This window comes from Flammeovirga aprica JL-4 (assembly GCF_012844305.1).
In the GTDB taxonomy this organism is placed as follows: Bacteria; Bacteroidota; Bacteroidia; order Cytophagales; family Flammeovirgaceae; genus Flammeovirga; species Flammeovirga aprica.
The window spans coordinates 1-24290 of sequence record NZ_JABANE010000030.1 but is presented as its reverse complement, the minus strand read 5'-3'; the positions used below and the strand labels follow the sequence as shown (position 1 = coordinate 24290).

The following is a 24290-nucleotide window of genomic DNA, read 5'->3' as shown; positions in this document are numbered from 1 at the left end:
TCAACTACGAAATTGAAGAGGTTTATTTTTGAGGTGAAGTAAGCTTTTAATTCTCTTGAATATAAAAACGCACTACTTCTCTTTGTTTATTAATATCTTGATTACCTCCAGAAAGGCTATGTGATTCATATCTTAACAGTAAGCCTTCTTTTGATACAATGAACTCAATCCATTTGTTTGTTCTTTTCACATCTGAAGAAGATCCTTGTAAATGAATTTTCACTTTATAAGATGCCAAACCTAAATATGTTTTTTCTGTCACCTCAATTTCATTGGTAGTATCCTCTAAATATTCCAAAGCGTCTTTTCTAATTTTACTTTTGAAATAAGGCAAACCCAAATAATCATCATCAGCATGATACACTTGCATATTCCAATCCTGATTTAAGAATTCAATAGCATAATAATCATCCTTTGCATGAACAATTCTAGCATCAATACTTACATAATCTTGAGAACCGAAAGCAGTAGATAATACATCTACATTGTAGGGTAAATTATCTGATGCGTTTTTTTGTAATACTTCTTTCACATCTTTCACAGGTGGTCCTGCAAAGAAATTAAATAGTAGAGTAAGAATAAATAATAGTTTCATCTGTCTTTAATTTGAAATTGATATATACTTTAGTTGATTAAAAATGATGCCTATTTAACATCAGTTTGTCTTATATTTTGCTCCATTCCACATAAAAGTCAAACTACCAGCCTTTTCTATTACTATAATTTCTAGTTTTTTATTGAATTTATTTCTCCAGATCAATTCCGTTTTTCCTTTTACGGTGTAGGCTTCTAATTCTTCAACTGTCTCCTGATACGTTCTTAAGTTTTCATCTACAAAATTTAAGGTCATGCTTTCCTCATCTTTTTTGTAATGTAAAACAACTTGCTTCGCTTGGATATTGATCCCGTCAGTAATCACTTCCACAATTTTCTCATTCATCTGACAACGACCACCCTCAAAATAGAAATCAAGGATCTTTTTCTGTCCGTTCGAATTGAATGAAATGAATAGAAAGAATAATAATATTAAAGAGTGCTTGTACATATATGTTCTTTTTGGTTCTATTCAAATCTAAATAAATCTTAATTGAAAAACAATTGAAGCAAAGGGGATGAGGGATGAGGTAAGAGGGATGAATTCAGAATTGCACATACCTCTTAACCCTTCTCTCAAAAAATCAAGTGCTCTCTCTTTCTATTAATGAGATTGGCAGTTTCTTAAAAATGGCCATTGGAATAAAAACCTTACCCTGATTTTTCGCTTCTTTCATTGCATTCATACGGTCTATTAAAAGATTAGCGGCTACAAAACCCATTTCTTGTGCTGGCTGATCAATTGTGGTTAATGAAGGGTTGAAAAGCTCTCCCATATCATCACCGGAAATTCCCATAACAGCAATTTTTTCCGGGATTTCTATTCCACGTTTTTGCAAAAGACGCATTACTCTAAAAGCAATAGGATCATTGAGTGCAACAATAGCATCAGGTTTTTCTTTCAATACCATTAATTTATCCAAAGCCTTCCCTACTGACCTTCTTAAATCCAATGTGGGAACAATCAAGTCAGCTGAAGTGCCAAACCCGTTTCTTTCCATTGCTGTTCTATAACCTTTCAATCTTTGTTGAGAAATATATAAATCTTCGGGTCCAGCAATAAACGCTATTCTTTTATAGCCTTTATTAATTAAGTGATTTGTGGCTTGATACCCTGCCTCAAAATCATCGACAATTACTCTCGGGATAGGTAATTCTGAATTGGGAAGAATTCTATCGAAAACGACTATTGGCACCTCTTCTTCCATAGCTTTACGAAGGTGAAGGTCGCTTTTAGTATTGAAAGACAGCGAAATAAGTATTCCATCTACTTGACGGTCTAATAAAATATCAATGCATTCTTTCTCTTTCTGTTCTTGCTCGTCACTATGTACAATAATTAAATCATAGCCCAAAGGCTTCAAGAATTGCTCTATACCTAAAATGACTCTACCAAAAAATGGAACCGTCAGTTCTGGAATAATAACCCCTATCAGATACGATTTTTTACTGGCAAGCCCTGCCGCCAGCACACTTTTTTTATAACCAATTTTCTCTGCAAGATCCAAGACTTTCTTTTTTGTCATTGGATTAATGTCCTCTGCTCCTCTGATTGCTCTTGAAACCGTAGAGACAGAAATGTCCAAACGGCGTGCAATATCCTTTATGGTTGGTTTTCTCTTTTTCATGCTCAAATTTAAAAAAAAGTCAAAAATAAACACGTCAAAAATTACCGAGAACGTTTCCGGTAACGCTATTTTCTAAAATCATTAAGTGTTTTTTTGCCCATTAAAATAAAAGCCCGCATGTTTGAGCCATCGAAATGAATTAAAGAAATTTTTTAACTTAAAAATAAGGCAACATGAACGCTAAAGCTGTAGTAGCAAAATTCGAAGAACTTTTTAAGAAAGAACCAATGGTATCAAGAGCTCCAGGTAGAGTAAATATCATCGGTGAGCACACTGACTACAATGACGGTTTTGTATTACCTGCATCAATCGATAAAGAAATGGTATTTGCATTGGCATTAAACGGTACTGATACTGTAAACGCTTATGCGCTTGACTTAGAAGAATCTGGTTCTTTTGAATTGTCAAACATTGTTCCTTCTGAAGGTTGGATCAACTACATCAAAGGTGTTGTTGCTGAAACAGCAGTGAAAGGTTTAGAGCCAAAAGGTTTTGACGTAGTATTTGCTGGCGATGTACCTCTAGGAGCTGGTATGTCATCATCTGCTGCTTTAGAATGTGCTTTAGCAACAGGTTTAAATAAATTATTCGAAGGCGATTTATCTAAATTAGATATCGTTTTAGCTTCACAAATGTCTGAGCATAACTATGCTGGCGTGAAGTGTGGTATCATGGACCAATTTGCTTCAACTTTCGGTCAAGCAAACAAAGTAATCAAGTTAGACTGTCGTACAAAAGAGTATGAGTACCATAACTTAGATATCACTGGTCACAAATTAGTATTGTGTAACACTAACGTTACTCACTCATTGGCTTCATCTGAGTACAATACAAGAAGAGAGCAATGTGAGGCGGGTGTTGAAGTAATCAAGCAAACTTATCCTGACATCATCAACCTACGTGACGTTTCTGTAGAAATGATGCACGAGTTTGAAGGTAAAATGGATTCTGTAATCTATGACAGATGTTCGTATGTGGTTGAAGAAAACGACCGTTTAACGAAAGCATGTGAATTTATGGACAACGGAGACTTAGAGAACTTAGGTAAAATGATCTACGGTTCTCATGAAGGTCTTTCTAAGAAATATGCAGTATCATGTCCAGAGTTAGACTTCTTAGTGGAGCAAACTTTAGAAGATGACAATGTACTTGGTGCGAGAATGATGGGTGGCGGCTTCGGTGGCTGTACTATCAACCTTGTAAAAGAAGACGCAGTTGACGCATTTGTAGAAAGAATGACGAAAGCCTACAAAGAAGGTATGGGTAAAGATCTTTCTGCTTATGTTGTTGTTATCGGCGACGGAGCAAGAGTTGAAGAGTCAGTTGAAGCTTAATTTATATCTATAAAAGGCATGTTTAGTTCAGATGATGCTAAACATGCTTTTAAAGAAATTTTTTGACTAGGAAAACAAAAATCAACAATGGAATTTAATTTTGAGGATCATCCTCACCGTCGATACAACCCACTTACAAACGAATGGGTACAAGTTTCTCCTCATAGAGCGAAGAGACCTTGGCAAGGACAAGTAGAAAAGATTGAGGAGGAAAAGCGTCCTGAACATGATCCTTCATGTTACTTATGTGCGGGTAATACTCGTATCAATGGCGAAGTGAACCCTCAGTATACTGATACTTATTCATTCCAAAATGATTTCGCTGCTTTATTGGAAGATGTTCCAACTGGCGAAATGAATGATGGTAACGGTCTTTTCAGAGCAAAAAGTGAAAGAGGTTTATGTAAAGTAATTTGCTTCTCTCCTCGTCACGATTTGACTATTCCTGAAATGGAAACTGAAGGCATTAGAAAAGTAGTTGACCTTTGGACAAAAGAATATACTGAGCTAGGTGCTAGAGATTACATCAACCATGTTCAGATTTTTGAAAATAAAGGTTCAGTGATGGGTTGTTCTAACCCTCACCCTCACGGTCAAATCTGGGCTCAGGAATCAATTCCTCAAGAGCCAGCAAAAAAGCAAGAAAATCAAAAAGCATACTATGATAAAAATGGTACTACATTACTTTCTGATTATATTGCACAAGAAATTAAGCAACAAACGAGAGTTGTTTATGAAAATGAGCACTTTGTAGCTATCGTTCCTTTCTGGGCTGTATGGCCTTTCGAAACGATGATCGTTCCAAAGAGAGCAGTAAGCAGAATCACTGATCTTACTGAAGAAGAAAAAGACGCTTTTGCAGATGCTTACAGATCATTGACGATCAAGTATGACAACATCTTTGAAGTTTCTTTCCCTTACTCAGCGGGTATCCACCAAGCTCCAACTGACGGAGAGGATCACCCAGAGTGGCACATGCACATGTGTTTCTACCCTCCTTTGCTTCGTTCGGCAACTGTGAAGAAGTTTATGGTAGGATACGAAATGCTTGCCAACGCTCAAAGAGATATCACTGCTGAAACAGCAGCTGCACGTATCAGAGAGCAATCTTTGGTACACTATAAAAGTGCTGTTTTAGAAGAAGAAAAATAAACTTTTAGAGATAGATTATAGACTAGTGGTTTTAAAATTGCTAGTCTATAATTTTATTATTTTTAGAGATAACAAATAAACAAAATGAAGATTTTAGTAACAGGAGGTTTAGGTTACATTGGTTCACATACCGCAGTAGAGTTAATCAACAAAGGATTTGAAGTAGTTATCGTTGACAACTTATCAAATTCTGAAATTGGTGCTTTAGAGGGTATTGAGAAAATCACTGGAACAAAACCAAAGTTCTACGAGTTTGATCTTTTAGATTTTGACCAATTAGATCAGTTATTCCAAGAAGAAAAGATTGATGGTATTATTCACTTCGCCGCTTCTAAAGCAGTGGGTGAGTCTGTAAACAAGCCTAGCCTTTATTACAGAAATAACTTACAATCGTTATTAAACATCTTAGACCTAATGGTAAAACATGAGGTAAGTAATTTTGTTTTCTCTTCTTCTTGTACTGTTTACGGTCAGCCAGATGTGTTGCCTGTTACAGAACAAACGCCAGTTCAAGCCGCTTTATCTCCTTACGGAAATACAAAACAAGTGGGTGAAGAAATCATTAGAGATATCGTAAAAGCAGAAAGCGGTTTGAAAGCTATTGCTCTACGTTATTTCAACCCAGTAGGTGCACATGATTCTGCATTAATCGGTGAATTACCATTAGGTGTTCCTCAAAACTTAATGCCGTTCATTACACAAACAGGTGTGGGTATGAGAGCTGAGTTAAGCGTATTTGGTGACGATTACAACACTAAAGATGGTACTTGTATTCGTGACTATATTCACGTAGTAGATTTAGCACAAGCTCACATTGTTGCATTGAACAGAATGATGGAAAGCAAGCAAAAAGAAGATTACGAATTCTTCAACGTAGGTACTGGTACTGGTTCTACAGTTTTAGAAGTAATCCAATCCTTCGAAAAAATGTCTGGAGTGAAGCTTAACTACAAATTGGTGGATCGTCGTGAAGGTGATATCGAAAAGATTTATGCTGACACTACGTTCGGTAACCAAGAGTTAGGATGGCAGTCAGAAAAGACATTGGACGACATGACAGGTTCTGCTTGGAAATGGCAACAACAATTGCAAGAAAAAGCTTTATCTAAAGCTTAATTATAAAGCACTTCTCCTTAGCAGTTTTAAACTGAGGAGAAGTGCATTTTTTTATTTGGAATTAAGTCAATCGCTAATAAATAAATCAAGACTTAATACTCCCACTAACTTTGAATGAAATGATAGAAACAAATCAAATAGAAAAAGTATCATGGGGTAAAGTAGACGGAAAAGAAGTTTACTTATACACTCTAACTAATGCATCGGGCTCGCAGTTGCAAGTATCAACTTACGGAGCTATCCTTGTCAGCTTTTTGACTGCTGACAAAAACGGTACAATGGCTGACGTTCTTCTAGGAAAAGATTCTTTAGAAGATTATTTAAAAAATGACTGTTATTTAGGAGCAACTGTTGGTCAGTTTGCAAACAGAATTGCTAAGGGTAAAATCACTCTTGATGGAGTAGATTACCAATTAGCTACTAACAACGGTCCTAACTTCTTACACGGTGGTGACAAAGGTTTCGATAGTCATGTTTTTGATATTGTAGAGGAAATTTCTGAAGAAGGTATCAACTCTATCGTATTATCTCATACTAGCCCTGATGGCTTTGAAAACTTACCAGGTAATGTAACATTGAAGTTAACAATTTCATTGACAGACGAAAATGAAGTTGTTTTAGATTACAGTGCCACTACAGATAAAAAGACAATTGTAAACTTCACTTCTCACCCTTATTTCAACTTAAAAGGTGAAGGTGAAATTTCTGATCATACATTACAATTAAACTGTAACTTCTATACTCCTATCGATGAGACTTGTATCCCTACAGGTGAAATCGCTACAGTAAAAGGTACTCCTTTTGATTTTACAGAAGAAAAAGTAATCGGTCATGAAATTGATGCTGATCACGAGCAAACAAAAATCGGTATTGGTTATGACCACAACTTAGTGATCAATAAGCCACTTGGTGAGTTTGGTTTATTAGGTGTAGCCTATGAAGCGACTACTGGAAGAGCTATGGAAGTGTATACTACTGAACCTGGCGTACAGTTCTATACTGGTAACTGGCTTGAAGGTGATTTGGGTAAAAACCAAACAGCTCATATTAAACGTCAAGGTTTCTGTTTAGAAGCACAACATTACCCTGATTCTCCTAATCAACCTCACTTCCCTTCAGTGATTTTAAATCCTGGTGAAGAGTATTCTCAAAAGACGGTTTACAAGTTTGTCGTAAAATAATTTAGACAAAAGCATAAAAAAGTCCTGATTCTCAAATAATAGAATCAGGACTTTGCTTTTATTTTAAACTACTGATCTTAACCTTTGTGTAGCTTTGGTCTCTTTTGGATAGTTTCCAAGTAAGATGACACATTAAGTACACTAGAATTAAGTATATTTTTAGTTGAAGCATAAAGGTTTAAAACCTGTAATTTTGCTTCCTCAATTTTTTGTTCTTTCGCTTTCATTTTCTTTAGCTGATCATAATCTTCAAAAAATCTTTCTTCTTCAATTTCAATAACTGTTTCAAAAAGAGTTTGTTGTTCTAATATATTATTGTAACCTGAAATAAAGTTGGCAATCTCTTTCTCTCCTAACTCAATTCCATATTTATCTTTCAAAATTTCAGCTGTTTCTAACATAAAACCCTCAGCTGTAATTTCAATATTTGTATTTTTTAAATTTCTAAAATCTTTCATGAACCAATGGAAAGGTAATAATGCCCATTGAGATTCAAATAATCTTTTTGTCAATCTACCTTGATTAAATTCTAACATAGCATTTAATTCTTTGATATATTGATTATGGATTAATTTATATGTAGTTGTTTCTTTATTTATATTTTGACGTATCATAGCAATCAATTTTGAAGTTAGAAAAATACACTTAATTGTATTTACTTTTGATATATTGAACGGAAGGTCAAAATAAAGGGTTGAACAAAGAAATATAATAATCCTTAAAGATAGTTAAGCACCGAATTATAATTGAACTATTATGAAAATCACAGCAGATCATACTTATATAATTGTACATTTTGATATACATCAAAGTTGGGATTTCTTTCAAATTTTGGAATTACCAGAAGCGGAAAGTAATGCGCTTCACCAACAAATTGATCATTTACTCTATCAAGCCACACTCAATGAACAGGAGTATGATTTTTTAGCGATAGAGTATATAATTGCTTATGCATTTGAAAAAAAGTTTTCTCTATTAAGGAACTACCCTAAAGAGTTTTTTGATAATGTTAAAGTGGAATGTGATGGTGAGACCCTTGACTTTATTATTGACTTATCTGAAACTATAGTAAAAGAAGCTGCTGTACACCTCTTGAAAAACGTAATAAAGTATGATCTTTTTGATTATCAGTTGCTTTCATAAACTTTTGAAAATCAAAAAAGGGAGATATTACCTCCCTTCTTTTATTCTAACTTAATTACTACCTAACAATTTATATCTAGTAAAGAGTGTTAGTATTTGATCAATGCCTTAGAGTAATAGTTTAATTTTTGTTGCAATAATTATCTTTTACATCTCCTTATATCAGAGGTTAAAAAATGTCACTATCTGTAGGTGTTTTTTTTCTTCAAAAGGTTTTATTTATCTTAGATGTTCATTCTATTATAATTCCTACATATGAATAAAAAAGAGGTTTCACAGTTGCTCAATCAGCTTGATTTACCAAAATCAAAAGAACAGCTTTATCCCATTGTCTATGACAACTTGCATGACATTGCTCAAAAATTGTTTAATAGAGAAAGAGTAGATCATACTTTACAGCCTACATTACTTGTCAATGAAGCATATCTCAATTTAGTAGATCAAGATCAGATCAATTGGCAAGGAAGAACCCACTTCTTTGCAGTAGGTGCTCAAGCTATTCGCCGTATTTTAGTTCATCATGCAAGGAGTAAGAATGCTATCAAAAGAGGTAGCGGTGAGCATCAGCTTGAACTGGAAGAAGGCATAGCATTTACTCCTGAAAAAGAAGGAATGGTATTGGATATTCATGAAGGGCTTGAACAACTTTCAAAAGTTCATGAGAGACAAGCTACTGTAGTGGAATTAAAATTCTTTGGCGGACTTAAAATGCAGGAAATTGCAGATGAGTTAGGTGTTTCTATCAAAACTGTAGAAGTGGACTGGAAAGTGGCCAAAGCTTGGTTGAAAAAATTTATGAAGAGCGATCTTTAATTGCAGTTATGCCAAAGTCTCTACACGAAAAAGCCTCAGATATTCTAGCACTTGTTATTGAACTAGAAAAAGAGGAAGCTGTAAAATTGATTCATGAAAAATGTGAGGGTGATGAAGAACTTCTAAAAGAGGTATTAAGCCTCTATCAGGAATTTACTACTTACACACCAAAGGATAATGAATCTTCTTTACAATCTCATATACAACCCATAAAGGAAGACAATACATCTTCTCTTTACAGTAATGTCACCAATAAACTTCTTAAAAATAAGTACTCAAGGCTAATTGTCATTCTAATTAGTCTGACATTACTTCTTGTATTAGGCTACTTTGTAAGAAAACAGATTTATATTGATGTATTTAATCAAGAGATAGAAGAAAAAACTGCACAACTTAATTCTACTAGCAAAATAATTTATGATTGGGTTAACAATGAAAAAAGGATAGCAAAAGAAATTGCTTCTACCAATATGATAAAGAAATTTGCTATTCTTATTGACAGCCTACAGAAAGCAGAGTTACCAAATGAGGAATATCTAAATAAAATAAAGCCCTATAATCAAACAATCAACAAATTAAAAGACATTATGGGGGTTGATTATTTATGTATTCTTCACAAAAGCGAGCTTAAAATCACTTATAATACTTGGAATTCAGATACTAGTGATGAACTTTCTCCGCTTATCAATAAACACCTTGGCAAAAAAGTATTTGATTTCTATACAGAATTAAAGAAAGGAAAAACACTTTTTGCTCCTCCCATTCACGTTACTGAATCATTATTAGAAGAAGATACTCTAATCAACCGATTTTCAGACTGTGCAATAGGGACCCCAATCTATAACTACGAGAATGAAATAATAGGCTTTGTACTTACCGTTACTTTAGCCAAAAATCAATTCTCCAACTTATTTAAAAATACAGTTTATGGCAGATCATCTGAAGCTTATGCTCTTAATACTGATGGATACCTTATCTCTGAAAGTAGATTTACTGAAGAACTTAGAGCTATTGGTTTCTTGAAACATGAAACTGCCATCTATCACCTCTCGGGTCTAAATCCCGGTGTGAATGTGATGAAGGGTGAAGTCCCTCAAGAGGAGGAAATAAATTGGTTACTAACAGCTACCTCCTTAAAATTTCATGAATATTATAATGGTCTTATTAAAGAAAATAGCGGTAGTATAAATCATGTATATAAAGATTATCGCGGAGTAGATGTCATTGGTGTTTGGAAATGGCTTGATGATCTAGACTTTGGGATTGTAGTGAAAGAAGATGCTGCAGATGCTTTATTAATGATTCAAAAAATGGATTGGATCTTAGGCCTCCTCTATTTTATTATCTGTCTGCTGTGTTTCTTTTTATATCATTCTAATATCAGAATCTTAAAATTTAATTCTAAAATTAAAAAACTAGGACAATTTACGCTTGTCAATAAAATTGGTGAAGGTGGATTTGGTGTGGTTTATAAAGCAGAACATTCTCTGATGAAAATGCCTGTAGCGATTAAGCTTTTGAAGAAAGAGTTTAATACAGAAGACAACATCAAACGTTTTGAGAGAGAAGTAATGGCTACTTCTATGCTTAAACACCCAAACACTATCAAGATCTATGATTATGGTACTTCTAATGAAGGAAACTTCTACTATGTCATGGAATATATTGATGGAATTACCTTAGCAAAAATCATTGAGCGTGACCAAGTATTTCCTATCAGCAGAGTGATTTATATTCTTCTTGAAATTGCTTACAGCCTTAGAGAAGCGCATCATAAGAACTTAGCACACCGTGATATCAAACCCATGAATATCATCCTTTCTAAGCAAGGAGAGGCTTATGATCAAGTTAAACTATTGGATTTTGGATTAGTGAAAGAGCTAACCCCTAACTCTGAGCACACTGCTTTCCACAAAGTGGGTGGTACACCGTTATACATGGCTCCAGAACGATTGAGAGATCCTAAAAACAGTGATAGTAAAGTGGATATTTATTCTCTTGGCATTTTGGGGTTCTATATGCTGAATGGCCGTTTGATGATTGAAATTCTTTCACAGAGGGTATTATCAGGTCAAGAATCTGTGGAGAAAAAAGATATAGAAAAGCTGGTAGACCGTGAAGATATTCCCGAAGACTTGTATGCACTTTTAGTTCAGTGTATTCAGTTTGATCCAGAGGAAAGAGTACAGACTATTGATGATTTAATTCTTCAGCTGGAAGAAATAGCTCAACGTTTCAACTGGACTAAAAAGGATGCTCAAAAGTGGTGGAAGACCTATGATGTATATGAATCATAGGACATATTTTTCAAAAAGTCTTTCCAATACAGCATCAGGCTCTTCGATACATAAGCCTGGGTGTACCTTTGAGGATTGAATCATAGTCGATCTTGTGGCTGTTAACCAACGGAACCTGCTTGGCAAATCTTGTTCACCAATTACACCTCCTTTTGCACCTCCTTCACAGATCAATTTCCATGTATTGAGATAAGCTTCAATTTCTGATTTTTCAATATCAATTACATCAAAAGCATTAAGTCGTTTTTCTATCACTTTATATCTGAGATCAAGGAATTTCAAAGGTTTACTGAACAGGATCACACCAATATTAATAAACTCTTCTCTTTCTACTTTTGGCATAAAGCGGATGACCGCATATTCATATACATGTTTATCTTGCATTCTTCGCTTCTTTTGTTAGTTGGTCTAAATTTGAAATTCTTGTGTTCAACAAAGTGGTGTAGACTTTTCTCCTTTCCTCAATGCTCGCATCAATACTTGGGTCCGACAACCAGTCCTCAGGCAGCAAAGATACAATTCCTTCAATAATATCCGGGGTTAATAATTCTTTTAATAAATTATTTGCTTCATCAAGCTTTGTCGCTTTTGACAACAAAACATGATCTTTAATCATAGGAAAAGTGCGCTTAGCGTGATCTTCCCAGCCATTCCATGAATGATGAAAGTATAAACTTGCTCCATGATCAATTACCCAGAGTGCTTTATTCCAATTCAATAAATTAGTATTTCTATGTGTTCTGTCAATATTAGTAATAATACTATCGAGCAACACTACTTTTGAAGCCGCCAATGGATCAGCGATAGAAACCAATGGATCATATGTAATTGCCCCACTCAAATAACTCATCCCTAAATTCAACCCTTCACTAAATTTTAGTAAATCTTGAATCTCTTCATCTCCTTCCGATTTACTAAACGTGTCTACTAAATGAATAAAAACAAGTTCAGGCATATTCAACCCAATCTGACGAGCCATCTCTCCTCCAATCAATTCCGCAATCAGAGCTTTTACACCCTGCCCTGCTCCTCTAAATTTTATTACATAGTCAAAGCCGTCATCTGCTTCTACAATTGCAGGAAGAGAACCGCCTTCTCTCAGAGGGGTCACGTAACGCGTCATATTGACTGTTCTTATTTCATTATTGTACATAGATAATTTTCTCAATGATGAATGAATAATGGGTATAAAAAAACACCTTGTTCAAAGATAAAATGAACAAGGTATTTCTGAAAAATAAATGATCTAATTTTTAAAGGAAAACTATTCTACAATTATTCTTTTCGATTTGATCGTTTTTCCTGATTTTAATCTCAATAAATAAACGCCTCTTGGTAGATGATTTAAAGTCAATAATTTCAATTGACTATCTCCATAAGTCCAATTATCATCCAACACTTTATAACCTAATGCATTGAATAATCCAATTTCGACATCACCTTTCCATGATTTCAATAAAATATTTAGGTTCTCTCCTTGAGTAGGATTTGGATACACTGACATATCAGCTACGCCTTCTGCTCCCTCTAAATAAACTTGGACAGGATCAAATACTGTCTCAGTTCCATCAAAATCAGTTTGAATCAATCTGTAATAAACGATTTCATTCATGATAGGATTAGCATCAAAGAATTCATAATCCAAACGTACATTGGAATTTCCTGCACCTTCTTTCATACCAATTGAACTCCAGTTCTTACCATCTACTGAACGTTGTATCTCAAACTGATCATTATTTAGTTCTGAGGCTGTAGCCCAATCTAATTTCACTTGAGATTCTTCTGCTGAGGCATTGAAATAGATCAACTCAACAGGTAAATCAGTAGTTTCATCGATAGAAGCAATGGCAAGGAATTTTTCACTGAAAGAAACATCTTCTGTTTCAAAATAAGTTTCTGTATTATGCAGTGGATCTCCAGCCTTTCTCCATTTTGAAGATATCAAATCAAGGTCATTCCAAATGGCTAATATATAATTTGGATTTTTTCCCAAGCCACCATAGTATGCAAATATTTCAGCTTTACTTTGTTTAGCAGTTGGATCTCCCCCTTCATCAATATCAGTCACTCTCCATTGATACTCTGATGATACATTTGCTATACCAGTAGTTTCATCAATATTTTCAGGCTCGACGGGTTGTAATAATTCTCCATATTCCACTGTCCAGCACTTTTCACTTGCCCCCAATACATTTTCAGTATAAATGACAGTCAGCGTTCTTATAAGGCCTCCTCCACCAACTGGGAAATTGAAGCTGTCATTAACATCCATCTTTTTCGATAGTGGTCCAAGTACAAATGAATCTCCAGCAATAGAATTTCCTAGTATCAATAAAGATCCGTCATCATTTCCTGAATTATTCAACACAGAGTTTAGTGTTAGGTTTGACACCTCTTTTGTATTACTTCCTGAAAGTATAACTTCTCCACTTGCCTTATTGATTTGCAAATTGTCTATTGCTTTAGCAGAAGTAAAACTTCCTGTAAATGTTTGGTTGCCTGAAGCTCCGTTAAAAGATAAAGTAGAACCTGTAAACGTTGAGGTATTATCAGAACCATTATCAGTAAAATTGCCACCTACTGCCAGTGTTGCACCTGTTGAAAATGAGAAGCTTGATCCGCTATTGAAAGTAATATCATTCTCTGCGTCTAAATTTGCATTGCTGACGATCAATTTTCCATCTGTATCAATTACTAAATTACCTTTCACAATAAATGAACTTGAGGCTATATTTAAAGTAGAAGCATTTCCATCATTTGTATCGCCAACGTCTACATTAACATCTCCTGCTACAGTGGTTAAGGAATTGATTGTTAGCGTACCATTATTAATAATATTGATATCGTTTACATTAGATGATGTTGAAAGATCAAAATCTACATTACTGATAGAAAGTTCCCCAGAACTGATGTTTAAGCCATTACCACTTGGTATTTCCCACTCTTGCCCAGTTCCAGTTCCAATCAGCGACAGACTTCCTATAGTCAATTTACTATTATTGACTGGTGCATTGAGGTTCAGTACAGGTGATGATGCATCACCTTCTACAATGATTCCACCTCCTGCTGTATAGAAAGGTTCCCAATCTGCGTTTGGCATTTGCCCCACCTTAGCTTCATTTACAAAAAACTTCACTGTTCCAGCCCCTTCAACTGCATCAAAATTGATTTGTCTATCATCAACATTAATGACCAACGTACCATCTACAATGGCTTTGTAATAGGTTCTAAATCCTAATGTACCATCTGTTGTTGTTGTTAGGTTTGTACCTGAAGGCACCTCTAAAATTGTACCTGCAGATAACGTTGGAGAAGATTCTAGTTCTAATGCAGTGTAAGAAGCTCCATTGTTTTTTGATATTTCCCACTTACCGCTAGATACATCATTCAATACCGCATCTGTGACTCCTGTTGCTAATCTGTAACGGATAATATCATCAGGAGTTGAAAGCTCATCTCCTGCAAAATAATCACCTGTCACTAAGCCTGTATTTAAATTAATCTCAATTTTATTATTGGCCAGATCAATTGCTTTTTGTACATTTTTTTGAATGATAGCATCGTCGTTAATAATGATCCCAATATAATCTGATTCTGTACCATTGATATTGGTATCATCATAATATAAAGAAACATATCTGTCGCCTGCCACTGCTCCGTCCGTTTTAGAAAATTCAAATCTCCAATACTGATTCAGCGCTTCGTTATTATCTCCTTGATTCTCTGCTACAGTATGTCTTGTATTGATTGGTTTGATCACCAGCTCGGCCTCATTATAATCACCAACAATACCAACAGGAGCGTATATACCTGAATAACCAATAGGTAATAATTTTTCAGAAGCTATCTCTGTAGCAGGCAGTTTAATTTTAACTCCCTGAGCATTACTACTACCACTCAACTGTATCATATTATCCGAATTAAAAGCAGTTGTCGGCGTTAATACAACATCAATTCCAAGATTGAGTGTAAACTGATCAATATTCAAAACACCATTAGTGAAAACTATTTCATCAGCCACTAGATTTAAACTATTGGTTAGATTGATGCCTGTTGAATTATCAATTTCTAAACGTCCCAAACTACCTGTAATGTTCATATCTTGAGAAGAAGTACCATTCATTTTTATTCTCCCAACTCCAGTTGTAGTATGCGTGCCTGATACTGACAATACACCTCCTACATTAACTACTTGACCGTTATCTGATAACGTTCCTGTGTTGATTGTCAAATCCTCTGATGCTGTGATTGCATTTCCCATAGTCACAGTGGCCCCATCAGTGTCTACAATCAAGTTTTGAGCAGTGATTGCGTTCGATCCTCCAATTGTTTGGTCATCTGTACTGTTAAAAGTGATTGTGGAAGTTGAAGCATCAATAGTACCTCCGTTTGTTATATCACCTGCTATATTCAAATTAAAGCTATTAAGATTTAAAGTTGATGGGTTTGCCAATGTTAAATCACCTATCATATTGATATCATTGACTAACGTTTCTACTGTCACTTGAGAAAGAAGTTCAAGCTTACCAATAGTATTTTCAAAAACAGCATCAATAGACTCCGCAATAGTGTTTCCTAATTTGATCACGGCATTTTCATTGACAGAAGAGGAAGCTGCGTCCAGTGTGATTTTTCCAGAGTAAACATTAATATCACCTCCTGAAAAATCAAATGTTGCGGCACTGCCAACTACTTCAAAAGTGCCTCTCGTTGCACTATTAGGATTACCAACCAAACCTGCATTGAAAATACCTCCAGATTGAGTATAAGTAACACTTGCATCATTTGCTGCTAAATCACGTCTTAATTCAGACCCTACTGAAATTGAACCTGAACTGAGTTCTATTTCTCCACTAGTAGCATAAATAATAGAGTTTTCTTGTCCCGCATTTGCAATTTCAAAATTACCACCAGCAACAGTCAACTTACCACCTAATAAAAAGTTAGCATCATCGCCTATTACTTTTACTGTTCCTTGTTTTAAGTATAAACCTGAGTTTGATGACATGACCCAATCAGAACCTGCCACTGCATAAGGTGTAATATCTATATCAGCATTATCTAAAACCAAAGTACCGTTGGATAGCGTAATTAATTCTTCTGTGGTTACGCTTGGCAATGTAAAATTAGTCTTGAAAGTAAAAGTAGAATCCTGATTATCCCCTTTATTCATCACAATTTTATACAAATCTGGGGTTAATGTATTGGTTACATCATCTGTATAAAAATTATCAAAAACACCACTTCCTGTACCTTGTAGCTCAAGAGTTACACGGTTTTCAGTAGTTGATTTTAATAAGCTGAATTCAATACCTCCAGCATTACTTTCTCCTCCATTAATTTCAGGTATAGTGATATCGCCATTGACAATCAATTTATGTTCTACATCATCCGTTCCCGTTACCAAAAACTTGTTAGAAGCAGAGGAATTAGACGATATTGTGTTTTCCAGGTTTAGGTTATCTGTAGTGACTGTAATTGCCGAACTAGAGTTTATCTCAATAGCGGCCTCTCTGAATCCCCCTACATTAATGTTATTCTCTACGTTGATGGTTTTATCTAAAATTAATGTAGCACCGTCAACCATTAAAGATTTAAATTCCACAGGTTGTGCAACACCTGAGGCAAATGTGAATTCATTGTCAAAACTTCCCCCTCCCCATAATCTTACTGAAGGGTATTTAGGAAACTCAGGAATTTCCATGTCAGAGTTATTGCTTTGAATCATTATTTCACTCCTAGCTTCACTAAGAAAATCATTTAGATCTTGTGAATTCAGTGTTGTACCTTTATGGATTCTCAACGAACCAATATTTTCTACAACATCAACAGTAAGACTACCACTAGATAATCGTACCCTTGCCAAATCAGCTTTCTCTAAACTTGCACCTTCATCCGAGTCAAAACGGATCACTGCCGCACTCTGTGCTGATGTAATCACTACTCTATGACCTCTTGTTTCAGATGGATTTCCATATTGACCATGACCTACAATGATGATATCTCCAGCTCCTGGCGTTCCTTGTTTATCAAATGGATTACCTGTATTTTTCCAATCAGGGTTGGTCGTCCATCGAGGAGAATCATTCCAATTTGCATCTCTTGAAACACTGACAGTTTCTGCATTCATATTATCTTCGGCTGTTCCCCAGAAAGAATAATAAATTGTTAATTCACCCGTGAATTTTGATGCCGCTCCTGCTGTGAATAATGAATTATAAGCAGGTACTGCAGATGTTGTAATCGTGAAATCTGTTTCTGTAGCATCATCCCCATCTGTATCTACATCTGATGTTGTTCCTAAAGTTTCTCTCTGCTTATTTGAAACCTCTATCTGCACTCTTGCAGGGACAAAATTAGCTTCATCATCATTGGCTGCATCAAGATCTTCTGAATGATATTTAAATACACCTGCTATGTTCGGAATATCAGCACTGTAACCGTAATTAGTTGTTTTCCACCAATAATTGATAATTTCATCTTCTGTACCATCAGTAGTCAAAGTGGCTACACTACCGTTATTAGTTGCCAATTGTAAATAGCCATCTGCTGTTGGTTTATCAGAAACCGTTATCGTTGCTGGTGTATATTTATACGAATCGGCAACAGGTGTATCGAAATCCGAAGCCAAAGGATAATAATAGCTTCCATTAGCAGTAATCAAATAGGTAAGTCCTCCATCGGTATAATTACCTGCTCCCACTAACATTCGCTTATTTGTAATATTATCTGAGAAGTTATTGATTGGGTTCCCTGATTGATCTTTTATACCCTGGGCTCCAACAACTACACCATATTCATTCGCTTTGATCACACCTTGTTGCCAAGTCAATTTAGAGGCATAAATAACGTTAGACAACTCCACTCCATTAGCATTATTCAACCACAAGTGTGTGATACCCACACCTGTTGTATCGGCAATCTGAGCATCAGGAAGATCATAACTAGAAATTATTTTCTGAGCTGTTCCCGCTGTGCCGTTAATTAGTAAATGACCTAATGCATCTGACTCTCCAATTCTCCCTTTAAATGAAAGGTCTCCTTCAACCTCCACAACATAATTTGAATAATCAAAAGTACCCTGAGTAAGCGATAATGAAGATAGTACTTTCAATCGGGTTGCACCTACTCCAGAATTTCCACTAAAATCCCTCACTTTAAATACATCACTTGCGTTTGGTAGATCAAGAATCAGATTATTAATACTGTAGGCTTCGTCTGTATCTCGAATATCAATGTAATGTGTAGTACCATCTCCATTAAATTTTAATGCATTACTTGCACCTACATTTAATTTTGCTTCATCATATAAAGTAAGGTCCCCACTGATTGTTAGATCATAATCGCCAATTTGTAAATTACTATTTTCCTCAATTACTAAGTGATTCAAAATTGTCAGATCTCCATCAGTAGGAATCGGGTCACCAAATGATCCAATGCCATTGGATAATGATACATTTCTTAAAGGATAATCTGTTGTTACTGTTAGATTGTAAAATGGTATAGAAGAAATGAATTCTGCATCTCTGTCGGTATTGATATCAAAGATAATTTCTCCACCAGTTACATTGTAAAAACCATCCCCCATAGCAAACTTCGTTAAGTACTGCAGTTCACTATCTTCGTTGTGAATTGTAATAGTACCGCCCGACATATTGAAGGAATTCGTTTTGTACGGCAATGAAAATGCCGCTACATCACTGCCTGGAACATGACCATAAACCGTCATTTCACCACCTGACATCGTTACTGATCCTTGGTGGTCTACGCCTAGAACTGATGTTTTTACTTGATTAAGAAATACTTGCCCACCCGATTGTACAAAGTAACCTTTCTCTCTTAGTGTGATACTATTTTGCTTTCCATTACTAGTTCCATCGCTATTTAAACCAATGTTCAAACGGCCTCCTGTAACTAATACATTTCCATAAACTGTCAAGGCATTTACAGGACCAAAATTAATATCTGCTCCTTCATCTACCCAAAGTCTACATCCAAAACCTAAGTCAAAATTACCCGTTGTATTGGCATAGCTTGGGACATAGATATTTTGTCCGAAATGAATGGTTCCATATTTCATTACAAACATACCATTGCTTGTTGTCATAGAACCGTCAGTTCCTCCTGTGTTGCTGTTTCCGTGAGTATTATAGCCATACATCTCAAACCTTCCTGCAATATCCGCACTGATATTCAAATTGTAGGTATCTGAAGTTCCTTTATCGACTACAATTTGATATAAAATTGTCTCCCCATTACAAATTAAATTTTGATCTTTTTGATCTGCATCAAATGTTAGAATTGCATATTCACCTGATAAGTCGTTGGCAAAATAGGTTTCCAATTCAGTGAGGTACGCTGCTGATCCAAATGTAAAGGTATCTTTAATGTCTGCCCTATTGGTTAATGCAATTTGTCCAGCGTTGATTAAACTGCCTTTCAAAATAATATTATGAATAACATCATCTGTACCTACTCCTAATGATGCATTGGGTCTTACTCTGGTATTCCCTGCCACATTTATGTTCACTGCCTGATTTGAAGCGTTACTTGTTCCAAGGGTTATTTTACCTCTAGTCAAAGTGAGTGAGTCAGAAATCGTTAGATCGGTTGCTATTATCAATTCATCACTCGCATTATCCAAATCTATATTCACATTATGGTAAGCATAGCTGTTGCTCAATGTTATAGATGAACCATTAAATTCTACTGTCCCGCCATCTTTAGTAAGAAAACCTCCTACTGCAGTAGCGTTTGCCGGTGAAGGGAAATTATCTGCATCCAACTTAATTGTCCCTTTTCCATTTACACCAGAAAAATTATGGTTTGTAGTACTTCCTACAATCAAAGTTCCTCCTTGATTCACTTCTACTATTCCGGCGGCGATATCGTTAGTATTTAATGTAATCACCCCACCTGAAAGGATAAAAACGTCATCTGTTGAAGAAGGATAAGTATTCGTTCCATCTGCAAAACCTGATGGATTTTTAGTCCAAATATCAGTGTCAGTCCAATTACCAGTACTTTTAGTGTAAAATGCAGTTGGAGCAGTAGATGCCAATGTATAGAAACCATTACCATTTGTAGCAAATTGGGCATCTGTGAGTGTAAAGGAAACAATATCTGAACCAACAAATGTGGCTGTTGGACCTGCTACCACGGTATACGTTGAACCATTGTCAGCGGAATAAACTAATGAGTAATCAGCTACAGTTCTTTCTGGACCTGAACCTGTATTGTAGTCATTAGGTTTTCCTTCAAAACTTTGAACATCAAAATTAACTGTCAAATCAAGAGCTCCTTTTTTCTCTAAGTAGAATTTTTTTGACCAAATACGGGAATTATCTGGAGCGAAATCAAATGTCAATCCCCCTTCATTGGTTTCACCCATTATAACGTAATCTCCGTCAGAAGTATTTGAAACTGCAATTTCTATGGATGTAGATGGGTTTCCTCTATCAGGAGCATAAACTCCACCGTCATTGCCATAAACAACTATATTTTGATTAGGAGTTGTATTGTTATTAAATATCTCATCTGTATCAGAGAATTCGGCATGCGTAAACCCGTATTTAGATGTCAAATAATCATTGACCCTAAGTCGAGTGACCGGATCTAAAGTTGTTCCTCCGCCAGAAGTCTTATTATAAACGATAACTTCTGCGATGTATCCATCCCAACCTAAAGTGGTAGATTGATTCGCACCGCCTACAGAACCAAATTTATGCGTATTTGTGTTGGATGTGTTATTAGGTAAATTGGTAAGTAAACCCGCATTAGAAGTGTAACTTGTTTCATTGCTTGTATTTCTCTGGAATGAGATCAAGCCCCAACTATCACTGATTGGCCATGAAGCGTTGTCTGTGTTAGCCAAATTACTGTCAGGTCCTCTGAAATAAAACTGAGCACTATTCCATTTACCATATAAAGCTCTGGTTGCGTTACCTCCTGCATAGAAACCTACATTTCCTGTAGTTTCGTTTGCTTTCAGAACAATAAATACTTCGTAGTTCTCCAATAACAATTCAACAGTGTTATCAGAAGCATCTTTCAAGATTAAGCCTTCATGACCTGTGGAAGGGAAAAGTACTGCTGGTAAACCGTTTATCTGATTTGTCTGATAAACAATCCCGTCTTCATTGTTATCATTATTGACATAATATCCGTTACCGGATTGATCTACCCATTTATCCAATCTTAAATCACCACTAACATTAGTGTAATCAGAAGCGGATATCTGATCTGCTTTAAGCCAAAGCTCAAGGCCATCGGAAGGTATATCATTTTGTGCTTGTAGATCAATAAATGGTAAAACAATAAGAAATAGAGTAATAAATACCTTTCGGTACTTATTGTAGCAATTAATATTGATAATTCGGAACATAGTTATTTAGTGTGGTGCTATCATTCAAAACTTGGTTGAATAAGCTTTGAAACAGAAAGTTATGGTATTTGATAAAGCGTTAGCTCTTCATATATAATTATAGTAGTTGTAGTAGACTACTAGTTAAGGTTTATCTTGTTTTGAGTTATATCTTCGCTGGTAAAGAATACTTCACTCAAAAGACATTATTGGATGATTATTTATTCATTTAAATAGCAGTTTTTCCTTAACGATAAATTTCGTTTTAATCAAAATGTAGAACTGAGTCCTTCTATTAATCTCAATGATTGTTTTCTAAGTGAAGTGATAATTAAAAACAGAATATTCATAGGTTTATTCAATATGGGTTGTATTAAAATGAGCAAGTGCTTGTTGAAATTACATAAGCAAGATATATAACTGATTACTACTATTATATGTTTTAGTAATCATACATAATTACAATAATCCTGTTTTTTTTTGAATTATTAAAATATTTACAAATGTTTTTAGCTCTATTTTGAACTTTTAGATCAATTTATTAAACAAAACACACCTTAAAGCACTCAATACCTGCTATTTAAAAATTACTTTTTTATGGAATTTGGGCAAAATTTAGACACAGTGGAGCCACATTTTATTCTATTTTTTGAAACTCTGCAGTTTTGATTAAAAAAATTGAATGGCATCGAATTGATTATTTCAATAAAATAACGATTGCACTTTGTTATGTGATTAGTATTTATTTGAGAGGTCTTACGCTTATTCTTTTGCTTAAAAATAATTGTCTTAGTTTACGTAACAGCGTCTAACCGTTTCAGCATATGATTTACATTTGAGAATAATCAAGTAGGGTAAATATGGAATAAATTTAATCTTATCCCATATTTATCCCTCTCACAGAACCGTGCGTACGGGCCTCGTACACGGCTCATGCTAGAACCTTATCCCTAAATTGGTGTATTGTATTTGTAATTACCTTCGTCAAATCAAATAACCCTTGCTCTGAAAACCACTTATCAGGTAATGCACGGTGAATCAAATAACAATTCGAATTCCGCCATCGACACAAACTAATGCGACGATATGTACCTTTGTAGTTCATTCGGCGTAATTGCTTGTAGAGTCCTTTCCAGCTTTTCCAAGATTTCATGATCATCATACGAAGACGACGACGAATCCAGCTCTGAAGAGAACGAAATAAACTCTTACTCAATCCTAAACGATAATACATCGAGTAACCTTGCATCAACTGAGATAAATCTCGAATGTAGATTTTAAGTGGGTAGTGACCTTGACTACGTCTTGTCAGTTTTCTTACCTTATCCTTAAAGCTTTTGACACTTTTAGGACTGACACGTACGCCTTGGAGATCAATTACAAATCCAAGATAGTGAAGTCCTTCTTTTAAGTGAGTGATACTCGTTTTAGTTGCATTGACTCTGAGTTTCAAACTCCCTTCAAGAAAAGATACTGCTCTACGCATGTGGCAATACGCTTCTGATTTCGTGCGGGCAAACAATAAGATATCATCTGCATAACGAACTAGACGAATGCCTCGGGATTTCATCGACTGATCGAAACGGTTCAGATAAATATTGGCGAGCAAAGGGGAAATCACACCTCCTTGAGGGCTCCCTTTACTGCTTTCTATAAATGTCGACTTATGCATAATTCCCGATTTCAGGAAATGCTCTATCAAGCTTAAAACCTTCCCATCACTTACGTACTCCCCAACACTGTCTATGATTTCTTGATGATCCAAGAGATCAAAACATTGAGACAGATCCATGTCGACAACGTGACTAAGACCGTATTTACGCATAAACAGATCGGCCTTCGTTACAGCATGGTGGGCACTACGATTCGGACGGTAGGCATAGCTGGATGGATGAAAGGTTTCCTCAAAGATCGGTTCTAAAATATTACACAAAGCCTGCTGAACAACACGGTCACGGAAGCAGGGGATTCCCAACGGGCGTTGGCTACCATCGGGCTTGTCAATGAATGTACGACGAACTGCTTGGGGACGATACTCACCACTGCGTAACTCGTCGTGAAGAAGGCATAGTTCTTTAGTAAGTTCCACTTGGAAACTATGGGCGGTTACGCCATCGATTCCTTTCGTACGTGACCCTTTGTTTCTTTTAACCTTGTTAAAAGCTTCTGTAAGATTCTTGATACTGTAGACTTTGTCTATTAAACTATACCGTTTGTGCATGGTAATTAAAATGGTTTACAGTGAAGATCTGAACAGTTATTGGAGAAGTAGACTCTTGATTCAGCGGTATTTTCTAACGTTTCTAGCTCAAGGCAATCTATCAAAAAAAAACTCGCCTACTGAGTACTCGTACGGATTAAAAGCGATGAACATTCTTGCAGAGGAAGGTTCTTCACTGAAAATTCCCAGCAGTATTTCAACCACTGTTGTCTTTACTTGTACTTATTCAATAGTTCTGTTTACATTTTCACTTTCGGTTCTAACTTCACCCCTTCGCACAAGTCGCTTCCTTTTGAAAAGCGACCGCCTCTGTAACTGAAGCACCATTCGTGTACAGAGTCATCCAAGTTTTATCCTAGCTTCTGTCACCAGAAGATCAACGGCAAGGACTTGATCACTACTACGGGATCATCTGCCACCTTCATTTCCATAAATTCAGACTTGTCTT

At 35.6% G+C, this 24290-nt stretch carries 15 protein-coding genes; 7 read left to right on the top strand and 8 right to left on the bottom strand.

Annotated features, from left to right (window positions below):
• Positions 1-46: 46 nt before the first annotated feature.
• The 3 genes from HHU12_RS12640 to HHU12_RS12630 all read right to left on the bottom strand — a co-directional run bounded on the left by HHU12_RS12640 (position 47) and on the right by HHU12_RS12630 (position 2222).
• Complete coding sequence (locus HHU12_RS12640) at positions 47-595, bottom strand: hypothetical protein (RefSeq protein WP_169657107.1); 549 nt, start codon at positions 593-595, stop codon at positions 47-49.
• Between the two features lie 60 nt (positions 596-655).
• Positions 656-1045, bottom strand: coding sequence for a hypothetical protein (locus HHU12_RS12635; RefSeq protein ID WP_169657106.1), 390 nt, complete (start codon positions 1043-1045; stop codon positions 656-658).
• A 133-nt stretch (positions 1046-1178) separates the two neighbouring features.
• Positions 1179-2222: a LacI family DNA-binding transcriptional regulator gene (locus tag HHU12_RS12630; RefSeq protein WP_169657105.1), complete on the bottom strand. Its 1044-nt coding sequence runs from the start codon at positions 2220-2222 to the stop codon at positions 1179-1181.
• 173 nt (positions 2223-2395) lie between these two features.
• On the opposite strand from HHU12_RS12630, the gene galK reads away from it, so the two are divergent.
• The 4 genes from galK to HHU12_RS12610 all read left to right on the top strand — a co-directional run bounded on the left by galK (position 2396) and on the right by HHU12_RS12610 (position 7005).
• Positions 2396-3556: a galactokinase gene (galK, locus tag HHU12_RS12625; protein WP_169657104.1), complete on the top strand. Its 1161-nt coding sequence runs from the start codon at positions 2396-2398 to the stop codon at positions 3554-3556.
• A gap of 87 nt (positions 3557-3643) precedes the next feature.
• Complete coding sequence (locus HHU12_RS12620; RefSeq protein ID WP_169657103.1) at positions 3644-4708, top strand: UDP-glucose--hexose-1-phosphate uridylyltransferase; 1065 nt, start codon at positions 3644-3646, stop codon at positions 4706-4708.
• Positions 4709-4792: 84 nt separating this feature from the next.
• Positions 4793-5824 (top strand): UDP-glucose 4-epimerase GalE, encoded by a 1032-nt coding sequence (gene galE / locus HHU12_RS12615; RefSeq protein WP_169657102.1) that lies wholly within the window; start codon positions 4793-4795, stop codon positions 5822-5824.
• A 119-nt stretch (positions 5825-5943) separates the two neighbouring features.
• Positions 5944-7005, top strand: a complete 1062-nt coding sequence (locus HHU12_RS12610) for an aldose epimerase family protein (protein WP_169657101.1) — start codon at positions 5944-5946, stop codon at positions 7003-7005.
• Between the two features lie 77 nt (positions 7006-7082).
• On the opposite strand, the gene HHU12_RS12605 is transcribed toward HHU12_RS12610, so the two are convergent.
• Positions 7083-7619 (bottom strand): hypothetical protein, encoded by a 537-nt coding sequence (locus HHU12_RS12605; protein ID WP_169657100.1) that lies wholly within the window; start codon positions 7617-7619, stop codon positions 7083-7085.
• A 142-nt stretch (positions 7620-7761) separates the two neighbouring features.
• Here HHU12_RS12605 and HHU12_RS12600 point away from each other — a divergent pair, with 142 nt between their 5' ends.
• From HHU12_RS12600 to HHU12_RS12590, 3 genes are all read left to right on the top strand, one after another.
• Positions 7762-8148: a hypothetical protein gene (locus tag HHU12_RS12600; RefSeq protein WP_169657099.1), complete on the top strand. Its 387-nt coding sequence runs from the start codon at positions 7762-7764 to the stop codon at positions 8146-8148.
• Positions 8149-8403: 255 nt separating this feature from the next.
• Complete coding sequence (locus HHU12_RS12595; RefSeq protein WP_169657098.1) at positions 8404-8961, top strand: sigma-70 family RNA polymerase sigma factor; 558 nt, start codon at positions 8404-8406, stop codon at positions 8959-8961.
• Between the two features lie 8 nt (positions 8962-8969).
• Positions 8970-11258, top strand: a complete 2289-nt coding sequence (locus HHU12_RS12590) for a serine/threonine-protein kinase (RefSeq protein ID WP_169657097.1) — start codon at positions 8970-8972, stop codon at positions 11256-11258.
• On the opposite strand, the gene HHU12_RS12585 is transcribed toward HHU12_RS12590, so the two are convergent.
• From HHU12_RS12585 to ltrA, 4 genes are all read right to left on the bottom strand, one after another.
• On the bottom strand, positions 11253-11642 hold the full coding sequence (locus HHU12_RS12585) for a DUF3037 domain-containing protein (protein ID WP_169657096.1): 390 nt from the start codon (positions 11640-11642) through the stop codon (positions 11253-11255). The genes HHU12_RS12590 and HHU12_RS12585 overlap by 6 nt on opposite strands.
• A complete protein-coding gene (locus HHU12_RS12580; protein WP_169657095.1) occupies positions 11632-12411 on the bottom strand; it encodes a HipA family kinase in 780 nt (259 codons plus the stop codon). The genes HHU12_RS12585 and HHU12_RS12580 overlap by 11 nt, the downstream gene beginning before the upstream one ends.
• Positions 12412-12522: 111 nt before the next feature.
• A complete protein-coding gene (locus HHU12_RS12575) occupies positions 12523-21642 on the bottom strand; it encodes a T9SS type A sorting domain-containing protein (RefSeq protein WP_169657094.1) in 9120 nt (3039 codons plus the stop codon).
• Positions 21643-22552: 910 nt separating this feature from the next.
• Positions 22553-23842, bottom strand: coding sequence for a group II intron reverse transcriptase/maturase (gene ltrA, locus HHU12_RS12570; protein WP_169657093.1), 1290 nt, complete (start codon positions 23840-23842; stop codon positions 22553-22555).
• Positions 23843-24290 lie beyond the last annotated feature (448 nt).

Bases quoted from the DNA above. Each gene is read 5' to 3' on its own strand.
- HHU12_RS12605 (WP_169657100.1), bottom strand. From the start codon at position 7,619: ATGATACGTCAAAATATAAATAAAGAAACAACTACATATAAATTAATC.
- HHU12_RS12595 (WP_169657098.1), top strand. From the start codon at position 8,404: ATGAATAAAAAAGAGGTTTCACAGTTGCTCAATCAGCTTGATTTACCA.
- HHU12_RS12600 (WP_169657099.1), top strand. From the start codon at position 7,762: ATGAAAATCACAGCAGATCATACTTATATAATTGTACATTTTGATATA.
- ltrA (WP_169657093.1), bottom strand. From the start codon at position 23,842: ATGCACAAACGGTATAGTTTAATAGACAAAGTCTACAGTATCAAGAAT.
- HHU12_RS12635 (WP_169657106.1), bottom strand. From the start codon at position 1,045: ATGTACAAGCACTCTTTAATATTATTATTCTTTCTATTCATTTCATTC.
- HHU12_RS12580 (WP_169657095.1), bottom strand. From the start codon at position 12,411: ATGTACAATAATGAAATAAGAACAGTCAATATGACGCGTTACGTGACC.
- HHU12_RS12620 (WP_169657103.1), top strand. From the start codon at position 3,644: ATGGAATTTAATTTTGAGGATCATCCTCACCGTCGATACAACCCACTT.
- HHU12_RS12640 (WP_169657107.1), bottom strand. From the start codon at position 595: ATGAAACTATTATTTATTCTTACTCTACTATTTAATTTCTTTGCAGGA.
- HHU12_RS12630 (WP_169657105.1), bottom strand. From the start codon at position 2,222: ATGAAAAAGAGAAAACCAACCATAAAGGATATTGCACGCCGTTTGGAC.
- galK (WP_169657104.1), top strand. From the start codon at position 2,396: ATGAACGCTAAAGCTGTAGTAGCAAAATTCGAAGAACTTTTTAAGAAA.
- HHU12_RS12610 (WP_169657101.1), top strand. From the start codon at position 5,944: ATGATAGAAACAAATCAAATAGAAAAAGTATCATGGGGTAAAGTAGAC.
- HHU12_RS12575 (WP_169657094.1), bottom strand. From the start codon at position 21,642: ATGTTCCGAATTATCAATATTAATTGCTACAATAAGTACCGAAAGGTA.
- galE (WP_169657102.1), top strand. From the start codon at position 4,793: ATGAAGATTTTAGTAACAGGAGGTTTAGGTTACATTGGTTCACATACC.
- HHU12_RS12590 (WP_169657097.1), top strand. From the start codon at position 8,970: ATGCCAAAGTCTCTACACGAAAAAGCCTCAGATATTCTAGCACTTGTT.
- HHU12_RS12585 (WP_169657096.1), bottom strand. From the start codon at position 11,642: ATGCAAGATAAACATGTATATGAATATGCGGTCATCCGCTTTATGCCA.